Annotated in this window: 15 protein-coding genes and 1 pseudogene; 2 read left to right on the top strand and 14 right to left on the bottom strand. The window is 68.8% G+C overall.

The features are described from left to right. Window positions 1–174 precede the first annotated feature (174 nt). Both QE438_RS06750 and QE438_RS06745 read right to left on the bottom strand, forming a co-directional pair. Window positions 175–747 carry a ferritin-like domain-containing protein gene (locus QE438_RS06750; RefSeq protein ID WP_130517870.1) on the bottom strand — a complete coding sequence of 191 codons (573 nt, stop codon included), beginning with the start codon at window positions 745–747 and terminating at the stop codon, window positions 175–177. A gap of 37 nt (window positions 748–784) precedes the next feature. Continuing rightward, window positions 785–1,267: a peroxiredoxin gene (locus QE438_RS06745; protein ID WP_130517873.1), complete on the bottom strand. Its 483-nt coding sequence runs from the start codon at window positions 1,265–1,267 to the stop codon at window positions 785–787. Window positions 1,268–1,445: 178 nt separating this feature from the next. Here QE438_RS06745 and QE438_RS06740 point away from each other — a divergent pair, with 178 nt between their 5' ends. Beyond that, window positions 1,446–1,886 carry an Hsp20/alpha crystallin family protein gene (locus QE438_RS06740; protein ID WP_306996108.1) on the top strand — a complete coding sequence of 147 codons (441 nt, stop codon included), beginning with the start codon at window positions 1,446–1,448 and terminating at the stop codon, window positions 1,884–1,886. Between the two features lie 121 nt (window positions 1,887–2,007). Beyond that, window positions 2,008–2,889 carry a DnaJ C-terminal domain-containing protein gene (locus tag QE438_RS06735; protein ID WP_130517876.1) on the top strand — a complete coding sequence of 294 codons (882 nt, stop codon included), beginning with the start codon at window positions 2,008–2,010 and terminating at the stop codon, window positions 2,887–2,889. An 86-nt stretch (window positions 2,890–2,975) separates the two neighbouring features. Here QE438_RS06735 and pilH read toward each other — a convergent pair whose 3' ends face one another. From pilH to purB, 12 genes and pseudogenes are all read right to left on the bottom strand, one after another. Next, window positions 2,976–3,368: a twitching motility response regulator PilH gene (pilH, locus tag QE438_RS06730; RefSeq protein ID WP_130522786.1), complete on the bottom strand. Its 393-nt coding sequence runs from the start codon at window positions 3,366–3,368 to the stop codon at window positions 2,976–2,978. A gap of 591 nt (window positions 3,369–3,959) precedes the next feature. Next, window positions 3,960–4,553 carry a TIGR00730 family Rossman fold protein gene (locus tag QE438_RS06725; protein WP_130522782.1) on the bottom strand — a complete coding sequence of 198 codons (594 nt, stop codon included), beginning with the start codon at window positions 4,551–4,553 and terminating at the stop codon, window positions 3,960–3,962. Window positions 4,554–4,689: 136 nt separating this feature from the next. After that, complete coding sequence (lpdA, locus tag QE438_RS06720; protein ID WP_130532136.1) at window positions 4,690–6,132, bottom strand: dihydrolipoyl dehydrogenase; 1,443 nt, start codon at window positions 6,130–6,132, stop codon at window positions 4,690–4,692. 119 nt (window positions 6,133–6,251) lie between these two features. Continuing rightward, a pseudogene (sucB, locus tag QE438_RS06715) lies at window positions 6,252–7,470 on the bottom strand (dihydrolipoyllysine-residue succinyltransferase). Between the two features lie 50 nt (window positions 7,471–7,520). Next, a complete protein-coding gene (locus QE438_RS06710; protein WP_306991588.1) occupies window positions 7,521–10,349 on the bottom strand; it encodes a 2-oxoglutarate dehydrogenase E1 component in 2,829 nt (942 codons plus the stop codon). 227 nt (window positions 10,350–10,576) lie between these two features. Continuing rightward, window positions 10,577–11,047 (bottom strand): hypothetical protein, encoded by a 471-nt coding sequence (locus tag QE438_RS06705; protein WP_306991590.1) that lies wholly within the window; start codon window positions 11,045–11,047, stop codon window positions 10,577–10,579. Between the two features lie 7 nt (window positions 11,048–11,054). Beyond that, window positions 11,055–11,504, bottom strand: a complete 450-nt coding sequence (locus QE438_RS06700; protein WP_165394515.1) for a GNAT family N-acetyltransferase — start codon at window positions 11,502–11,504, stop codon at window positions 11,055–11,057. Then, window positions 11,479–12,636, bottom strand: a complete 1,158-nt coding sequence (locus QE438_RS06695; RefSeq protein WP_306996110.1) for a cupin domain-containing protein — start codon at window positions 12,634–12,636, stop codon at window positions 11,479–11,481. The genes QE438_RS06700 and QE438_RS06695 overlap by 26 nt, the downstream gene beginning before the upstream one ends. 101 nt (window positions 12,637–12,737) lie before the next feature. Further along, complete coding sequence (locus tag QE438_RS06690) at window positions 12,738–13,088, bottom strand: DUF2834 domain-containing protein (RefSeq protein WP_306991592.1); 351 nt, start codon at window positions 13,086–13,088, stop codon at window positions 12,738–12,740. Window positions 13,089–13,153: 65 nt separating this feature from the next. Next, on the bottom strand, window positions 13,154–13,627 hold the full coding sequence (locus QE438_RS06685) for a DUF3060 domain-containing protein (RefSeq protein ID WP_306991595.1): 474 nt from the start codon (window positions 13,625–13,627) through the stop codon (window positions 13,154–13,156). Window positions 13,628–13,707: 80 nt separating this feature from the next. Continuing rightward, window positions 13,708–14,106 (bottom strand): VOC family protein, encoded by a 399-nt coding sequence (locus tag QE438_RS06680; RefSeq protein WP_306991597.1) that lies wholly within the window; start codon window positions 14,104–14,106, stop codon window positions 13,708–13,710. A 53-nt stretch (window positions 14,107–14,159) separates the two neighbouring features. Beyond that, entirely contained in the window at window positions 14,160–15,527 is a 1,368-nt protein-coding gene (gene purB / locus QE438_RS06675) for an adenylosuccinate lyase (protein WP_306991599.1), read from the bottom strand. Between the last annotated feature and the right edge of the window lie 30 nt (window positions 15,528–15,557).

Here is a 15,557-nt window from a genome sequence, read left to right as displayed (position 1 = left end):
CCTAAAGCAAACGCCGGGCGATGCCCGGCGTCTGTGTGCGAAGTCAATTTGCTCGCAGGAGGTGCTTGCTGAAGCCAGAGCCGGCGATACGATTTGCCCCTGGCCCCTGGCCCCTGGCCCCTGGCCCCTGGCCCCTGGCCCCTGGCCCCTGGCCCCTGGCCCCTGGCCCCAGCCTTACTTCCCGATCCACCCTTCCAGCATGTCCGCGAACTCATCGGCATGCTCTTCTTCCTGCTCCAGGATGCGCTCGAGGATGCGCTTGGTGGTGGTGTCCTTGTCGCCGATGTAGTTGATCATCTGGCGGTAGCTGTCGATGGCGATGCGCTCGGCGATCAGGTTCTCCTTGACCATGTCGCGCAGGTCGCTGCCTTCCTTGTACTCGGCGTGCGAGCGCGCGGTCAGGGTGTCGGGGTTGAGGTCCGGCTCGCCGCCGAGCTGGACGATGCGCTCGGCCAGCATGCCGGCGTGGTCCTGCTCCTGCTTGGCGTGCTCCAGGAACTCGGCCTTGACCGCGTCGGCCAGCATGCCCTTGGCCATGAAGTAATGGCGGTAGTAGCGCAGCACGCACACGTATTCGGTGGCCAGCGCCTCGTTGAGCAGCTTGACGACCTCCTTGCGGTCGGCCGTATAGGAATCGGTGATCGCGCCGTCCTCGAGCTTCTTGCGCGCGTTGGCGCGCAGGGTCTCGCGATCGGCCAGGTCGGCGGCCGAGGTGTGGTTGAACTTGGTGGCTGATGTCTTGGACATTGGCTTGCCTCGCTTGATGGATGTGCGGTGGGAAGGATCAGTCGGGAAGGTGTTGCAGCACGTAGTCGGCGGAGGAGACCTCGAACGCGCCGGGCTCCTCGACCCAGAGTTGCTTGACCACGCCGTCCTCGGCGTAGAGCGCGTAGCGCCTGGAGCGCAGGCCCATGCCCTGCGCGCCCAGGTCCAGCTCCAGGCCCAGCGCGCGTGCGAAGTCGCCGCTGCCGTCGGCCAGCAGCTGCAGCCCTTCGGGCACGTGCAGCGATTCGCCCCAGGCCTTCATCACGAACGCGTCGTTGACCGACACGCAATACACCTCGATGCCGCGCTTGCGGAATGCGTCGAAGTGCTCGATGAAGCCAGGCAGATGGCGCGCCGAACAGGTCGGGGTGAAGGCGCCCGGGACCGCGAACAGCACGACCTTGTGCGCGCCGAACAGGGTCGGGGTGTCGACCTTCTCCACGCCCTGGCGGATGCGGGTCAGGATGACTTCGGGGATGGGATCGCCGATCTGGATCGTCATGGGAGCTTCGGAGGCGCGGGAGGGCGGCCGCGTGAACCGTACCCTAGGCAGGGCCGTGGGAAGGCGGCGTCAAAACCCTTGAAAAGCCGCGTGCGGCGCTTATCTGTTGGTCACGGAGGCCACGGGCCCCTGCCGCACGCACGTCGCGTCTGCGGCCATCCAATCGGAGACATTCATGATGAATTTCGTGCGCTATCAAGGCTGGCCCGTCCGCCCCGGCCAGCTCGAACTGGGACGCGTGTTGGACCGCTTCGCGCAGGCCGGCCAGGCCGCCACCGACAGCGTGGGCTGGACCCCGCGCGTGGACGTGAAGGAAGAGGCCAACCGCTTCGTGATCTTCGCCGACCTGCCGGGCGTGGACCTGGAGGCGATCGAGGTGCAGATGGACAAGAACGTCCTGAGCATCCGCGGCGAGCGTGCCGCGCCGCAGGCCGGCGAGGACGCCCGCTTCACCCGTCAGGAGCGTCGCCACGGCGCGTTCGCGCGCAGCTTCACCCTGCCGGAAACCGCCGACGCCGAAGGCATCGTCGCCACCGGTCGCAACGGCGTGCTGGAAGTGGTGATTCCCAAGCGGCCCGAGGCCGCGCCGCGTCGCATCCAGGTCGGGTCGATCCAGTAACCTGTACCCCGGCCCGCGTTCCGCGCGGGTCCCATGAACCGGTCGCGATGCGGTGTTTGCCGCATCGTGGCCAGGATCGGGCCCGCGGCTGCCAAGCCGCGGGCTTTCTTGCGGAGGTACGATGGAATTCAAGGACTACTACCAGACGCTTGGCGTGGAACCCACGGCCGGCGAGGCGGAGATCAAGACCGCCTACCGCCGCCTGGCGCGCAAGTACCACCCCGACGTCAGCAAGGAGGCCGATGCCGAGGAGCGCTTCAAGGCGGTCAACGAGGCTTACGAGGCCCTGCGCGATCCGGAGAAGCGCGCGGCCTACGATCAGCTGCGCGCGCGCGGCTATCGGCCCGGGCAGGAATATCAGCCGCAGGACTTCGGCGGCGGCTACGGCGGCCAGGGCTTCGACTTCGAGGAAGTCTTCGGCAGCGCCGGGGGCGGCGGTGCCGGCTTCAGCGATTTCTTCGAGAACCTGTTCGGCCAGCGCGCACGCGGCGGTCCGGGCTTCCGCAGCGGCCAGGCGCCGCGCGGCGATACCCGCGCCAAGCTGTCGGTGCCGCTCAAGGCGGTCTACGAGGGCAGCAGCATCCGCGTGACCGTCAACGGCAAGCAGCTGGACGTGCGCGTGCCCAAGGGCATCAAGCCCGGCCAGGCGATCCGCCTGAGCGGGCAGGGCAACGGCGGCGGCAACCTGCTGCTGGAGATCGAGTACGCGGCCGATCCGCAGTTCGAAGTGGACGGGCGCAACATCATCCACGTCCTGCAGGTCACGCCCTGGCAGGCGGCGCTGGGCGCCACGGTGAGCGTGCCGACGCTGGGCGGTTCGGTCGAGCTGAAGATCCCGCCGGACTCCGACGCCGGGCGCAAGCTGCGCCTGCGCGGCCGCGGCCTGCCTGGTCCGCCCGATGGCGACCAGATCGTGGAGCTGGAGATCACCGCGCCACGCGCGGTCACCGAGGCCCAGCGCAAGGCCTACGAGAAGCTGGCCAAGGCCTTCGCCGACAGCTGACCCACGCCCTCGTCGAGCCAGAATGCGAAACGGGCGCCTCAGGGCGCCCGTTTCGTGTTTCGCGATGGCCGGCCTGCCGGCTGGCGTCAGGCGGCCGAGGTCGGCGGCTGGCGCGCGGCGCTGAGGATGCGCTCGATGACCTCGGACAGTTCATCCTCGGAGAAGGGCTTGGTCAGATAGGCCTTGGCCCCCTGGCGCATGCCCCACATGCGGTCGGTGTCCTGGTCCTTGGTGGTCACCAGGATCACCGGGATGTGCTTGGTGGTGGGCTCGCGGCTGAGCTGGCGGGTGGCCTGGAAACCGTTGAGGTTGGGCATCACCACGTCCATCAGGACCATGTCGGGCAGCTCGCGCTTGGCCACCTCGACCCCTTGCACCCCATCCTCGGCGGTGATCCACGTGTGTCCCAGCTTTTCCACGATGCGCTGGATGCCCAGCAGCTGCGACGGTGAATCGTCGACGATGAGAATGCGCGCCATACCCTGTGTCCTGACCTGTCCCCTGCGCAGGATTGTAGAGGCCTTTGGTGGCGCTGCGTAGGCGGCGCGCACCGTCAATCCGCATGCCTTCTGCCGTCCATCCGCGGCCGCGATCCGCAGCGTGATCGCGCTCACGGAATCCTCGCTGGTGGGAGGCGATGCGACAGCGCCGCGCGGAGACGTAGATCGACAGGCCCGTGGCCTGACGCCTCCATTGCCTTGGCTCAGCGCAGCGCCCGCGGCGCTTTCCGTCGATCCGCGCCGCAACAGGCCCTGGGCGCCAATCCGATCAACGCGTCGCTACGCGCCTGTTGCTTACCGCAGCGCCTCGCGGCGTTTCTCGTCGATCCGCGCCGCAACGACCCTTGGGCGCCAGTCTGACGAACGCGTCGCTACGCGCCTGTTACTTACCGCAGCGCCTCGCGGCGTTTCTCGTCGATCCGCGCCGCAACAGCCCTTGTGCGCCAGTCTGATGAACGCGTCGCTACGCGCCTGTTACTTACCGCAGTGCCTCGCGGCGTTTCTCGTCGATCCGCGCCGCAACAGCCCTTGTGCTCCAGTCTGATGAACGCGTCGCTACGCGCCTGTTGCTTACCGCAGTGCCTCGCGGCGCTTCTCATCGATCCACTTGCTCGCCTGCGCCGGCGTGTAGTCGCGCATCCACCCCAACAGCGCATCAATCTCCTCGCCGTGCCACAGATCGGCGCGCTGGGCCGCGTGCAGGAAGCGCTGCTCGACCATGCGGTCGATCATCGCGATCAGCGGCTGGTAGAAGCCGTCGATGTCCAGAAACGCGCAGGGCTTGTTGCCGATGCCCAGCTGGCGCCAGGTCAGCATCTCGAAGATCTCCTCCATTGTGCCGAAGCCGCCGGGCAGGGTGATGAAGCCATCGGCCAGGTCGAACATGCGCGCCTTGCGCTCGTGCATGGAGCCGACGATCTCCAGCTGGGTCAGGCCGCGATGGGCCACTTCCCAGTCCACCAGCTGCTGCGGAATCACGCCGACCACCTCGCCGCCGGCCGCCAGCACCGCATCGGCCACCGCCCCCATCAGCCCGACCTTGCCGCCGCCGTAGACCAGACGCAGGCCTTCGGCCGCCAGCCGCTGGCCGAGTTCGGTGGCGCGCTGGACGTAAACGGGTTTGGCGCCGGCGTTGGAGCCGCAGTAGACGCAGATGCTTTTCATCGGGGATTCGGGATTAGGGATTGGGGATTTGTAAAAGCAGACGCCGGGCGTGTGCCCGGCGCGGTGGTGCGGGAGGAGATCCAGGAGCAGGGACGTGCTTTCGCCAATCCCCAATCCCGAATCCCCAATCCCGACTTCAGTTCGCCTTATGAATCGCCCGCTTGCCCACTGCCATGGCGGCGTCGTGCACCACCTCGGACAGCGAGGGGTGGGCGTGGCAGATGCGGGCCAGGTCGTCGGCCGAGCCGCTGAACTCCATGGTCAGCACGCCTTCGTGCACCAGTTCGGAGACGTTGACGCCGACCAGGTGCATGCCCAGGACGCGGTCGGTCTCGGCATGGGCCAGGACCTTGACGAAGCCGGCCGGCTCGGCCATCGCCACGGCGCGGCCGTTGGCGGCGAACGGGAAGCTGCCGGCCTTGTACGGCACGCCCTCGGCCTTGAGCTGCTGCTCGGTCTTGCCGACCCAGGCGATCTCCGGCTCGGTGTAGATGACCCACGGGATGGTGTCGAAGTTGACGTGGCCCGGCAGGCCGGCGATCAGTTCGGCCACCGCGATGCCTTCCTCGAAGCCCTTGTGCGCCAGCATCGGGCCGCGCACGCAGTCGCCGATGGCCCACACGCCGTCCACGCCGGTGTGGCAGTGTTCGTCGACCACGATCTGGCCGCGCTCGTTGAGCTGCACGCCGGTACCCTCGGCCAGCACGCCCTTGGTCGCGGCGCGACGGCCCACGGCCACCAGCAGCTTGTCCACGGTCAGGGTCTGCTCGCCGGAGGCGTCGGTGTAGGTGACCACCACCTCCTTCTTCTTGCCCTTGCCGGTGACCTCGGTCGCGCTGACCTTGGCGCCGAGCTTGATGTCCAGGCCCTGCTTCTTGAACTCCTTGGCGGCGGCCTTGGCCACTTCGGCATCGGCGGCGGCCAGGAAGTCCGGCAGCGCCTCCAGGATGGTGACCTCGGCGCCCAGGCGCTTCCACACGCTGCCCAGCTCCAGGCCGATCACGCCCGCGCCGATCACCGCCAGGCGCTTGGGCACCTCGGTGAAGTCCAGTGCGCCGACGTTGTCGACGATGTTCTCGCCGTCGAACTTGGCGAACGGCAGCTCGATCGAATCCGAACCCGGCGCCAGGATCACGTTGGTGCCCTGCAGCTCGACCTCGCTGCCGTCGTGCTGCTTGACCTTGACCAGGTTGCCCGGCTGCAGCTGGGCGAACCCGTAGTACGGGGTCACCTTGTTGGCCTTGAACAGCATGCCGATGCCGCCGGTGAACTGCTTCACGATCTTGTCCTTGCGGCCGACCATGGTGGCCACATCGATCTTGGCGTCCTTGAAGCTGATGCCGTGCTCGCCGAACAGGTGGCCCATGTTCCAGAACTGGCGCGAGGAGTCGAGCATCGCCTTGGAGGGGATGCAGCCCACGCGCAGACAGGTGCCGCCCAGGGCAGGCTTGCCGTCCTTGCCCAGCGCCGCATCGATGCAGGCGACCTTCATGCCCAGCTGGGCGGCGCGGATGGCCGCGTGATAGCCGGCCGGACCGGCACCGATGACGACGACGTCGTATTGCTGTGTTTCGCTCATTTCATTCGCTCACGGGATTCGGGATTCGGGATTGGAGATTCGGGATTCGTAAAAGCCGGAGGGGAGTAGGACGGGGACGCTGTTACGAATCCCCAATCCCGAATCCCCAATCCCGGCTCTCACAGACCGAACAACATCCGGCCCGGGTTCTCCAGCTGGTTCTTGATGTCCACCAGGAACTGCACCGAGTCCTTGCCGTCGATGATGCGGTGGTCGTAGGACAGGGCGATGTACATCATCGGCGCGATCACGACCTGGCCGTTCTCGGCGATCGGGCGCTCCTTGATGGCGTGCATGCCCAGGATGGCGCTCTGCGGCGGGTTGACGATCGGGGTGGACAGCAGCGAGCCGAAGGTGCCGCCGTTGGTGATGGTGAAGGTGCCGCCCTGCAGATCGTCCAGGCCCAGCTTGCCGGGCGCGCGCCTTGGCGGCGTAGTCGGCGATGCCCTGTTCGACCTCGGCGAAGGACTGGCGCTCGACGTTGCGCAGCACCGGGGTGACCAGGCCCTTGTCGGTGGACACGGCGATGGAGATGTCGCTGTAGCCGTGATAGACGATGTCCTCGCCGTCGATCGAGGCGTTGACCAGCGGGAAGCGCTGCAGCGCGTTGGCGGCGGCCTTGACGAAGAAGCTCATGAAGCCGAGCTTGATGCCGTGGGCCTTCTGGAACTCGTCCTGCAGTTCCTTGCGCGCCGCGCTGACCTTGGCCAGGTTGACCTCGTTGAACGTGGTCAGCATCGCGGTGGAGTTCTTCGAATCCATCAGGCGCTTGGCGATGGTCTTGCGGATGCGCGTCATCGGCACGCGCTCCTCCGGACGGGCGCCGGCGGCCTTGCCCACGCCGCCACCGGCGGCGAACTTGACGATGTCTTCCTTGGTCACCGCGCCGCGACGGCCGGTGCCTTCCACCTGGGCCGGATCCACGCCCTGCGTGATGGCGGTGAAGCGCGCGCCCGGGGGCAGGTTGTCGGTGCCGGCGGCGGCCTTGGGCGCCTCGGCCTTGGCCGGGGCGGGGGCCTGCGCCTTGGCCGGGGCCTCGGACTTGGCGGCCGGCTTGACCTCTTCCTCGGCCGGCTTGGCCGGGGCGGCCTGCGCGGCGGCGCCTTCCTCGATGATCGCCAGGACCTGCGAGGAGGTCACCGTGTCGCCCTCGGCGAACTTGATTTCCTTGAGCACGCCGTCCACCGGCGAGGGCACCTCCAGCACGACCTTGTCGGTCTCGAGGTCGACCAGATTCTCGTCGCGCTTGACGGCCTCACCGGCCTTCTTGTGCCAGCTGGCGATGGTGGCGTCGGAAACGGATTCGGGAAGGACCGGAACTTTGACTTCGGTGGCCATGCGGGAGCGTCCTAGGGATTTCTGGAGTGTTGATCGAAAGGGTGAAAGGCTTATTCGGCGACGAGGTCGTTGCCGAAGGTGTTGACCAGCGCGTCGGCGACCAGCTGCTGCTGCTCGGCCACGTGCTCGGCCATGTGGCCGGCGGCCGGGGAGGGCGAACGGGCGCGGCCGGCGTAGTGCAGCGACTGGCCCTGCGCCAGGCAGGCCTGCAGATGGTGCTTGATCTGATACCAGGCGCCCTGGTTCTGCGGCTCTTCCTGGCACCACACCACGTCGGTGGCGTTGGCGTACTTCTTCAGCTCGGCCGCCAGCAGCTCGCGCGGGAACGGATAGAGCTGCTCCACGCGCAGGATCGCCACGTCGTCCTGGCCGCGCTTGGTCGCATCCTCCAGCAGGTCGTAATAGACCTTGCCCGAGCAGGCCACCACGCGCTTGACCTTCTTCGCATCGGCCTTGGCGTCGGGGATCAGGTGCTGGAACTCGCCCTCGGCCAGCTCCTCGAGCGTGGACACGGCCAGCTTGTGGCGCAGCAGCGACTTGGGCGTCATCACGATCAGCGGCTTGCGCGTGGTCATGCGCATCTGCCGGCGGATCATGTGGAAGCACTGGGCCGGAGTGGTCGGCACGCACACCAGCATGTTCTCCAGCGCGCACAGCTGCAGGAAGCGCTCCAGGCGCGCCGAGCTGTGCTCGGGGCCCTGGCCTTCGTAGCCGTGCGGCAGGAACAGCGCCAGGCCGGTGATGCGGCCCCACTTGGCCTCGCCGGCGGCGATGAACTGGTCGATCACCACCTGCGCGCCGTTGGCGAAGTCGCCGAACTGGCCTTCCCAGATGCACAGCGCGTTGGGATCGGTGGTCGAGTAGCCGTACTCGAACGCCATCACCGCCTCCTCGCTGAGCAGCGAGTCGATCACGGTGGCGTCCTGCGGGTCGTCCACCAGCTGGCGCAGCGGCAGGTAGTAGCTGTCGGTCTTCTGGTCGTGCAGGATCGCGTGGCGATGGAAGAAGGTGCCGCGGCCCGAGTCCTGGCCGACCAGGCGCAGGGTGTTGCCCTCGGACAGCAGGGTGGCGTAGGCCAGGTTCTCGGCGAAGCCCCAGTCGCCCGGCAGCTCGCCCTCGGTCATCTTGGCGCGGTCCTCGTAGATCTTGGCCACGCGCGCGTGCAGGCTCACCCCTTCCGGGATGGTGTTGATGACCTTGGCCAGCTGCTTGAGCTTGTCCAGCTTGACCGTGGTGTCGACCGGATCGGACAGCTTGCCCGACAGGTACTTGGACCAGTCGATGGCCAGCGGATCGCGCTCGGGCTTGGCCAGCTCGGTGGTGTAGGCGCCCGAGTCCAGCTTGTCGCGGTAGGCGTCGACCATGGCCTTGGCGTCATCGGCGCCGATCACGCCGTCCTTCTCCAGCCGCTCGGCGTAGAGCTCGCGGGTGGTCTTGTGCTTGCGGATGACCTGGTACATCAGCGGCTGGGTCGCGGCCGGCTCGTCGGCCTCGTTATGGCCCCAGCGGCGGTAGCAGACCAGGTCGATGACCACGTCCTTCTTGAACGCCTGGCGGAACTCGTAGGCCAGGTTGGCCGCGAACACCACCGCATCCGGGTCGTCGCCGTTCACGTGCAGCACCGGGGCGCCGACCATCTTGGCCACGTCGGTGCAGTACAGGGTCGAGCGCGCGTCGTCGCGGGCGCTGGTGGTGAAGCCGACCTGGTTGTTGATGACGATGTGCACGGTGCCGCCGATGGCGAAGCCGCGCGCCTGCGACATCTGGAACAGCTCCATCACCACGCCCTGGCCGGCGAAGGCGGCGTCGCCGTGGATCAGCACCGGCAGCACGTGGCTGCGCTCGGTGTCGTGGTAACGCTCCTGGCGCGAACGCACCGAGCCTGCGACCACCGGGTCGACGATCTCCAGGTGCGAGGGGTTGAAGGCCAGCGCCAGATGCACCGGGCCGCCGGGCGTGGCCACGTCGGCCGAGAAGCCCATGTGGTACTTCACGTCACCGGTGTGGGCGCGGTCGTCGTGGGCGTGCTCGAACTTGCCTTCGAACTCGTCGAACAGCTTGCGCGGGTTCTTGCCCAGGGTGTTGACCAGCACGTTGAGGCGGCCGCGATGGGCCATGCCCACGGCGATGTCACGCATGCCGTCGCCGCCGCTGCGGCGCAGCACCACGTCCAGCATCGGGATCAGCGAGTCGCCGCCTTCCAGCGAGAAGCGCTTCTGGCCCACGTACTTGGTGTGCAGGTAGCGCTCCAGGCCCTCGGCCGCGGTCAGCCGCTCCAGCGTGCGCTTGCGGGTGTCCGCGTCCAGGCCGTACTGGCCGCCGGCGGTCTCCAGGCGCTCGTACAGCCAGCGGCGCTGCTCGAAGTCCGGGATGTGCATGAACTCGGCACCGATCGAGCCGGTGTAGGTCGCCTTCAGGCGCGCCACCAGGTCGCGCAGGACCATGCGCGGCTGGCCGCCCACGCCACCGGTACTGAACTCGCTGTCCAGATCGCGCTCGGACAGGTTGTGCCAGTCCAGGGTCAGGTCGGGCGGGTTGACCGGCTCGGTCAGGTTCAGCGGATCAAGGCGGGCGTTCAGATGGCCGCGCGAGCGGTAGGCGGTGATCAGGCGGCCGACGTGGCGCTCGCGCTCATCGGAGGGCGCCGCGCCGTTGGCGGCGTTGGCGGCCTGCTTGGCGGCCTGGGTGATGTGCGAGATGGCCGCCGAATGCGGCACATCGCCGGCCTCGCGGCCCTTGAAACCGTCGAAATAGGCGCGCCACTTGGGATCCACGCTGTCCGGCGAGACCAGGTACTGCTCATAGAGGTCTTCGACGTAGGCGGCGCTGCCGCCGTTGAGCTGGGAGGACTGCACGAACTGCTTGAGAAGATTGTCCACGATGGTGGCCTTGAGGCGTCGTTTTGTGGGTTGGAAAGGCGGGCGCGGCGGTCGCGTCGCCCGCTTTGGCAGGTCCGACGCGCACCAATGCGGCGCAACCATCAAAGTATAGGCGTGGGCCTGAATCTCACCGGCGTGTGTCCGGTGTCAGCGGCGCGGCGTGGCGACAATGACCCACTATGCGGGACATTGCCGCGGGCCCCGCGTTGCGGCCCTGCACAGGCGCTTCACAGGCCAAGCGCGCGCAGCTCGGTGCAGGGACGGGCGCGTTCCCAGTAGCGGGCGAAGGCCTCGCGCAGCTGGCGGCTGCGGCCGGGGGCGTCGGGCTCGAATTCGCCCTCGATGCGATGGCCGAGCGGGCGAAAGTAATGGCCGCCGGTGTCGTTGACCGCGAAGGCGGCGGCATAGACCCGGTCCACCGGCTCGGTCACCAGGCGCAGCTGGAAGCTGGTGGGCAGGCGCTGGGCCAGCGGGATCAGGGCCGAGCCGGCGTGCTGCGGCGTTTCCAGGTCCTGCATCAGGAGGCGGATCTCCACGCCACGCTGGCGTACCGCCAGCATGCGCAGGGCCTCCAGGACCGGCGGGGCGTCGAGCAGCCCGGGATCGAGCTCGCGGGTGTAGCAGCACAGCAGGCTGCGGGTGGTGGCGGCCAGGGCGAGCATGGCCTCGACCGCCTCGGACTGGCGCTCGACCAGCATGGCGCGCTCAGTCGCGCAGCTTCAGGCGCATGAACTGGTGCGGGATGCCGACGTCGTCGAAGGGCTCGCCGATGGAGACGAAGCCGTGCCGGGTGTAGAAGCCCTCGTTGGCGACCTGCGCGTACAGGGTCAGGTCCTTCCAGCCGTTGGCGCGGGCCTTGTCGATCATGGCCTTGAGCAGGGCCTCGCCGACGCCGCGGCCGCGCCAGGGCTTGAGCACCGCCAGGCGGCTGAAGCGGCCGTCCGGGGTCAGGCGCGCGGTGCCGATCGGCGCGCCGGTCGAGCTGATCGCCAGCAGGTGGTCGCCGGCCGGGTCCAGCGAGTCCCACTCGGTATCCGGCGGGATGTGCTGTTCGGCGACGAACACCTCCTCGCGCACCCAGCGCAGCGCCTCGCGGTCGGCGATGAACGAGGCCGGTCGCAGCGTGAAGTCAGTCGGTGTCGAAGTCGTGGTCATCCTCATCGCTTCCTGGCAGCAGGTAATGGCCGGAACTTACCAGAACCGATGTCGCCGCACGGCCGGCTTCGCCCAAGGTCTGATATGCCGCTTGGTCCAGGACCTCGGCGGCGGCCAGCAGGCGGGCATCGCGCAGCGGCATCGGCAGGGCCTGGCCGCTGGCGAACAGCACCGCGCCCTTGCGCGCCCGGCGCCAGGCCATGCGCGTCATCGGGTGGCGCTGCAGCACCGCGCCCTGGGCCAGGGCGGCCTCGACCTCGGCCCGGTCCGGGGCGTGCTCGGGCACAGCCGCGGTGCCGGCGCTGCGGTAGGTGGTGATGAAGCGGCCGAACCATTCCCCCAGCCGGTCCGGATCGTTCATGCGCAGCGCGTTGAGCGCCTCGACCACCCGGCCCATCGCCGCCGCATCGATCTCGAAGGGATCGACCGGGACGGTCAAATCGCGGTCCTGGTAGCGGATGCCCTCGTCGGCATCGGCCACCAGCGTGTCCAGGTAGTCGCCGATCAGCTCGGCGGCCGAGGGCGCGCGCATGCCGACCGAGAAGGTCAGGCACGCGTCCTCGGCCACGCCGTTGTGCGGCACGCCCGGCGGCAGGTAGAGCATGTCGCCCGGCGCCAGCACCCAGTCGTGGCTGGCGCTGAAGCGGCGCAGCAGCTTGAGGTCGACATCGTCGCGGAAGGCCAGCGGCGGATTGGGCGAGGCATCGATCTGCCAGCGGCGATGGCCATGGGCCTGCAGCAGGAACACGTCGTACTGGTCCACGTGCGCGCCGACCGAGCCGCCGGGCGCGGCGAAGCTGACCATGATGTCGTCGATGCGCCAGCGCGGCAGGAAGTCGAAGGCCTCCAGCAGCGCGGCGATGTCCGGATCCCACTTGTCCACGTCCTGCACCAGCAGAGTCCAGTCGTGGTCGGGCATGGCCGGGAACTCGGCCTCCTCGAACGGCCCGCTGCGCACGCTCCAGCCATCGCGGGCGCGGTCGTGCTGGATCAGGCGCGACAGCGCCGCCTCCTCGCAGGCCAGCCCGGCCAGATCCCCGGGCTCGATCGGCGAGACGAAGCCCGGGAAGGCGTTGCGCACCAGCAGCGGGCGCTTCTGCCAGTAGTCGCGCAGGAAGGCCTGTGGCGACATGCCCAGCAGCGAGCGGCCGCCGGCGTCGACTTCGATGGGCAGGGCGTGCGGGGCGCGTGCAGGCGGGGTGATGCGTTTGGACATGGTGGGGTCGGATCGGGTCAGGAAGTCGGAACGGCGGCGTCCAGCGTGCGCTGGCGCAGATAGAGATAGAGCGGCAGCCCGGAGGACACGCCGATGCAGCAGGTGGCCAGCGCCGCGAGCCAGGCGCGCCGGACCGGCAGGCGCCGGTGCTCCAGCTGCATCCAGACCAGCAGGACCACGGCGGCGCACAGCACGTCCAGCCCGACGAAGCCGCCCACGCGCGTGGAGAACAGCTCGCTTACCAGCGCCGGCAGGTCCAGGCCGTGCACATTCAGCCAGGGCCAGAACCACAGCAGCGGCACCGCGCTGCCGACCACGAACAGCGTCAGATACAGCGCGCGGGCGAACGGGGAAGCAGGCGAGGGCATGGCGGCGGGCCTGGGCGTGCCGACGGGCGGCGGAAGACGCGCATTGTCCCGCGATTGCCCGGCGCTTACAGCACCTTGTTGTCGCGGCCGCGGTCTTCCACCGCGGGCTTGCCGGACGGATTGAGGGTATTGCCATTGCCCAGGAAGCGGATCCTGCCGATCCGCGTGGCCAGCACGACGTTGTCGTCGCCCTCCAGCTGGACCAGGTCGACCTGGGTCAGGTTGAGGGTGTTGCGCTGGCCGGTCACGGTCGCCTGACCGAGCTTTTCGTTGAGCACGGTGATGTCGTGGCCTTCCACGCGCAGGGACTGGGCCTGGCTCAGGTTGAGCTCGACGTGCGAGCCGGTGATCACCACCGCGCCGCAGGCCCCGTCGATGACCATGCTGGCGCGGTCGCGGGTCAGCCGCAGGTCCTTGCCGCCGCACTGCGCGCCGCTGGCAGGATCGACCAGGGTCTGCGCTGCCGCGGCGAGCGAAGCGGTGGGCGAGGAGCTGGGCGAGGCGCCGCCGCAGGCCGTCAGTGCCAGAATTCCGGGCATCAGTCCAATCGTCACCATGGTCCGGATCGCGCGCATGATCCAACGCCTCCTCCTTTGCGGGAGGGCGGAGCCTAGCAAGCTCAGCGTGCGATCGCCGCGTAGCCCTGAGCGCTGAACTGGATCAGGCACCAGCCATGGCCGAACGGGTCGTGCAGGGTGGCGATGCGGCCCCAGTCGGCCTGCCGCACCTGGCCTTCGCGCACCAGGCCGGCCGCTTCGGCGCGGGCCAGGGCCTCGGCCAGATCGTCGACCACCACGTCCAGGTGCAGCGGCGTCCAGTGGCGCGCGTAGTCGCGCGGCCGGTCGGCCGCCGCGGGCGTGCCGGCCGAGGCCTGCAGCAGGTAGATCGGCACGGCCGCGCCGAGCAGTTCCAGCACGCCTTCGCCCAGGCGCCGTCCGGGTCTCAGGCCAAAGGCGGCGCTGTACAGCGCCTGCGCGCGGTCCAGGTCTGGCACGTCGATGTTGATCAGCAGCCGCATGGCGCTGGCGCCCGATCGCGGCGGTGGCTCGGCATCGGCCCCCGCGGCAGGGGTCAGATCTGGCGGGCCAGGGTCGCGGCCAGGCCGGTGTAGCGGCCCGGGGTCAGCGCGCGCAGCTGGTCCTTGTCCTGCGCCGGCAGGTCCAGGGTCTCGACGAAGGCGCGCATCGACTCGGCGGTGATGCCCTGGCCACGGGTCAGGGCCTTGAGCTGCTCGTACGGGTTGGGCAGGCCATGACGGCGCATGACGGTCTGCACGGCCTCGGCCAGCACTTCCCAGGCCGCGTCCAGGTCGGCCTCCAGGCGCTCGGGCGCCACGGTCAGCTTGCCCAGGCCCTTGGCCAGCGAGTCCAGCGCCACCTGGGTGTGGCCGAAGGCCGTGCCCAGCGCGCGCAGCACAGTCGAGTCGGTCAGGTCGCGCTGCCAGCGGCTGATCGGCAGCTTGGCGCTGAAGTGCTCGAACAGCGCATTGGCCACGCCGAAGTTGCCTTCGGCGTTCTCGAAGTCGATCGGGTTGACCTTGTGCGGCATGGTCGAGGAGCCGATCTCGCCTTCCTTGAGCTTCTGCCTGAAGTAGCCCAGCGAGATGTAGCCCCACACATCGCGCGAGAAGTCGATCAGGATGGTGTTGGCGCGGCGCGCGGCATCGCCCAGCTCGGCCACGTTGTCGTGCGGCTCGATCTGGGTGGTGTAGGGGTTGAACACCAGCCCCAGGCGCTCGACGAAGCCCTTGGCGAAGGCCGGCCAGTCAACCTCCGGGTAGCTGATGGCGTGGGCGTTGTAGTTGCCCACCGCGCCGTTGATCTTGGCGGTCAGCTCGACCGCGCCGAGCTGGCGGATCTGCCGCTCCAGGCGCGCCACGACGTTGGCGATCTCCTTGCCCAGCGTGGTCGGCGAGGCGGTCTGGCCGTGGGTGCGCGAGAGCATCGGCTGGTCGGCCTGGGCGTGGGCCAGCGCGCGCAGCGTGGCGGCGATGCCCTCCAGCGCCGGCAGCAGCACCTGCTGGCGGGCCTGGTGCAGCATCAGGCCGTAGGACAGGTTGTTGATGTCCTCGCTGGTGCAGGCGAAGTGCACGAATTCCAGCGCCGGACCCAGCTCGGCGTCGCCGGCCAACTGCTCCTTGATGAAGTACTCCACGGCCTTGACGTCGTGGTTGGTGGTGCGCTCGATCTCCTTGACCCGCTTGGCCTGCTCGACGCTGAAGTCCTCGGCCAGCGCGCGCAGCCGGGCGATGGCCTGGGCGGAGAAGGGCGCCAGTTCGACGATGCCCGGCTCGGCGGCCAGGGCCAGCAGCCATTCCACCTCGACCTTGATGCGGGCGCGGATCAGGCCGTACTCGGAGAAGATCGGGCGCAGGGCGTCGACCTTGGTGGCGTAGCGGCCGTCGAGCGGGGACAGGGCGAGCAGGGAGGCGTTGGTCATTGCGTCAGGCTGGCGAAGGAAGAAGCGGGG

It is taken from the genome of Pseudoxanthomonas sp. SORGH_AS_0997, assembly GCF_031453535.1.
Taxonomy (GTDB): Bacteria; Pseudomonadota; Gammaproteobacteria; order Xanthomonadales; family Xanthomonadaceae; genus Pseudoxanthomonas_A; species Pseudoxanthomonas_A winnipegensis.
Note: the sequence above shows the minus strand (reverse complement) of the source record. Positions and strands in the feature narration are given on the sequence as shown.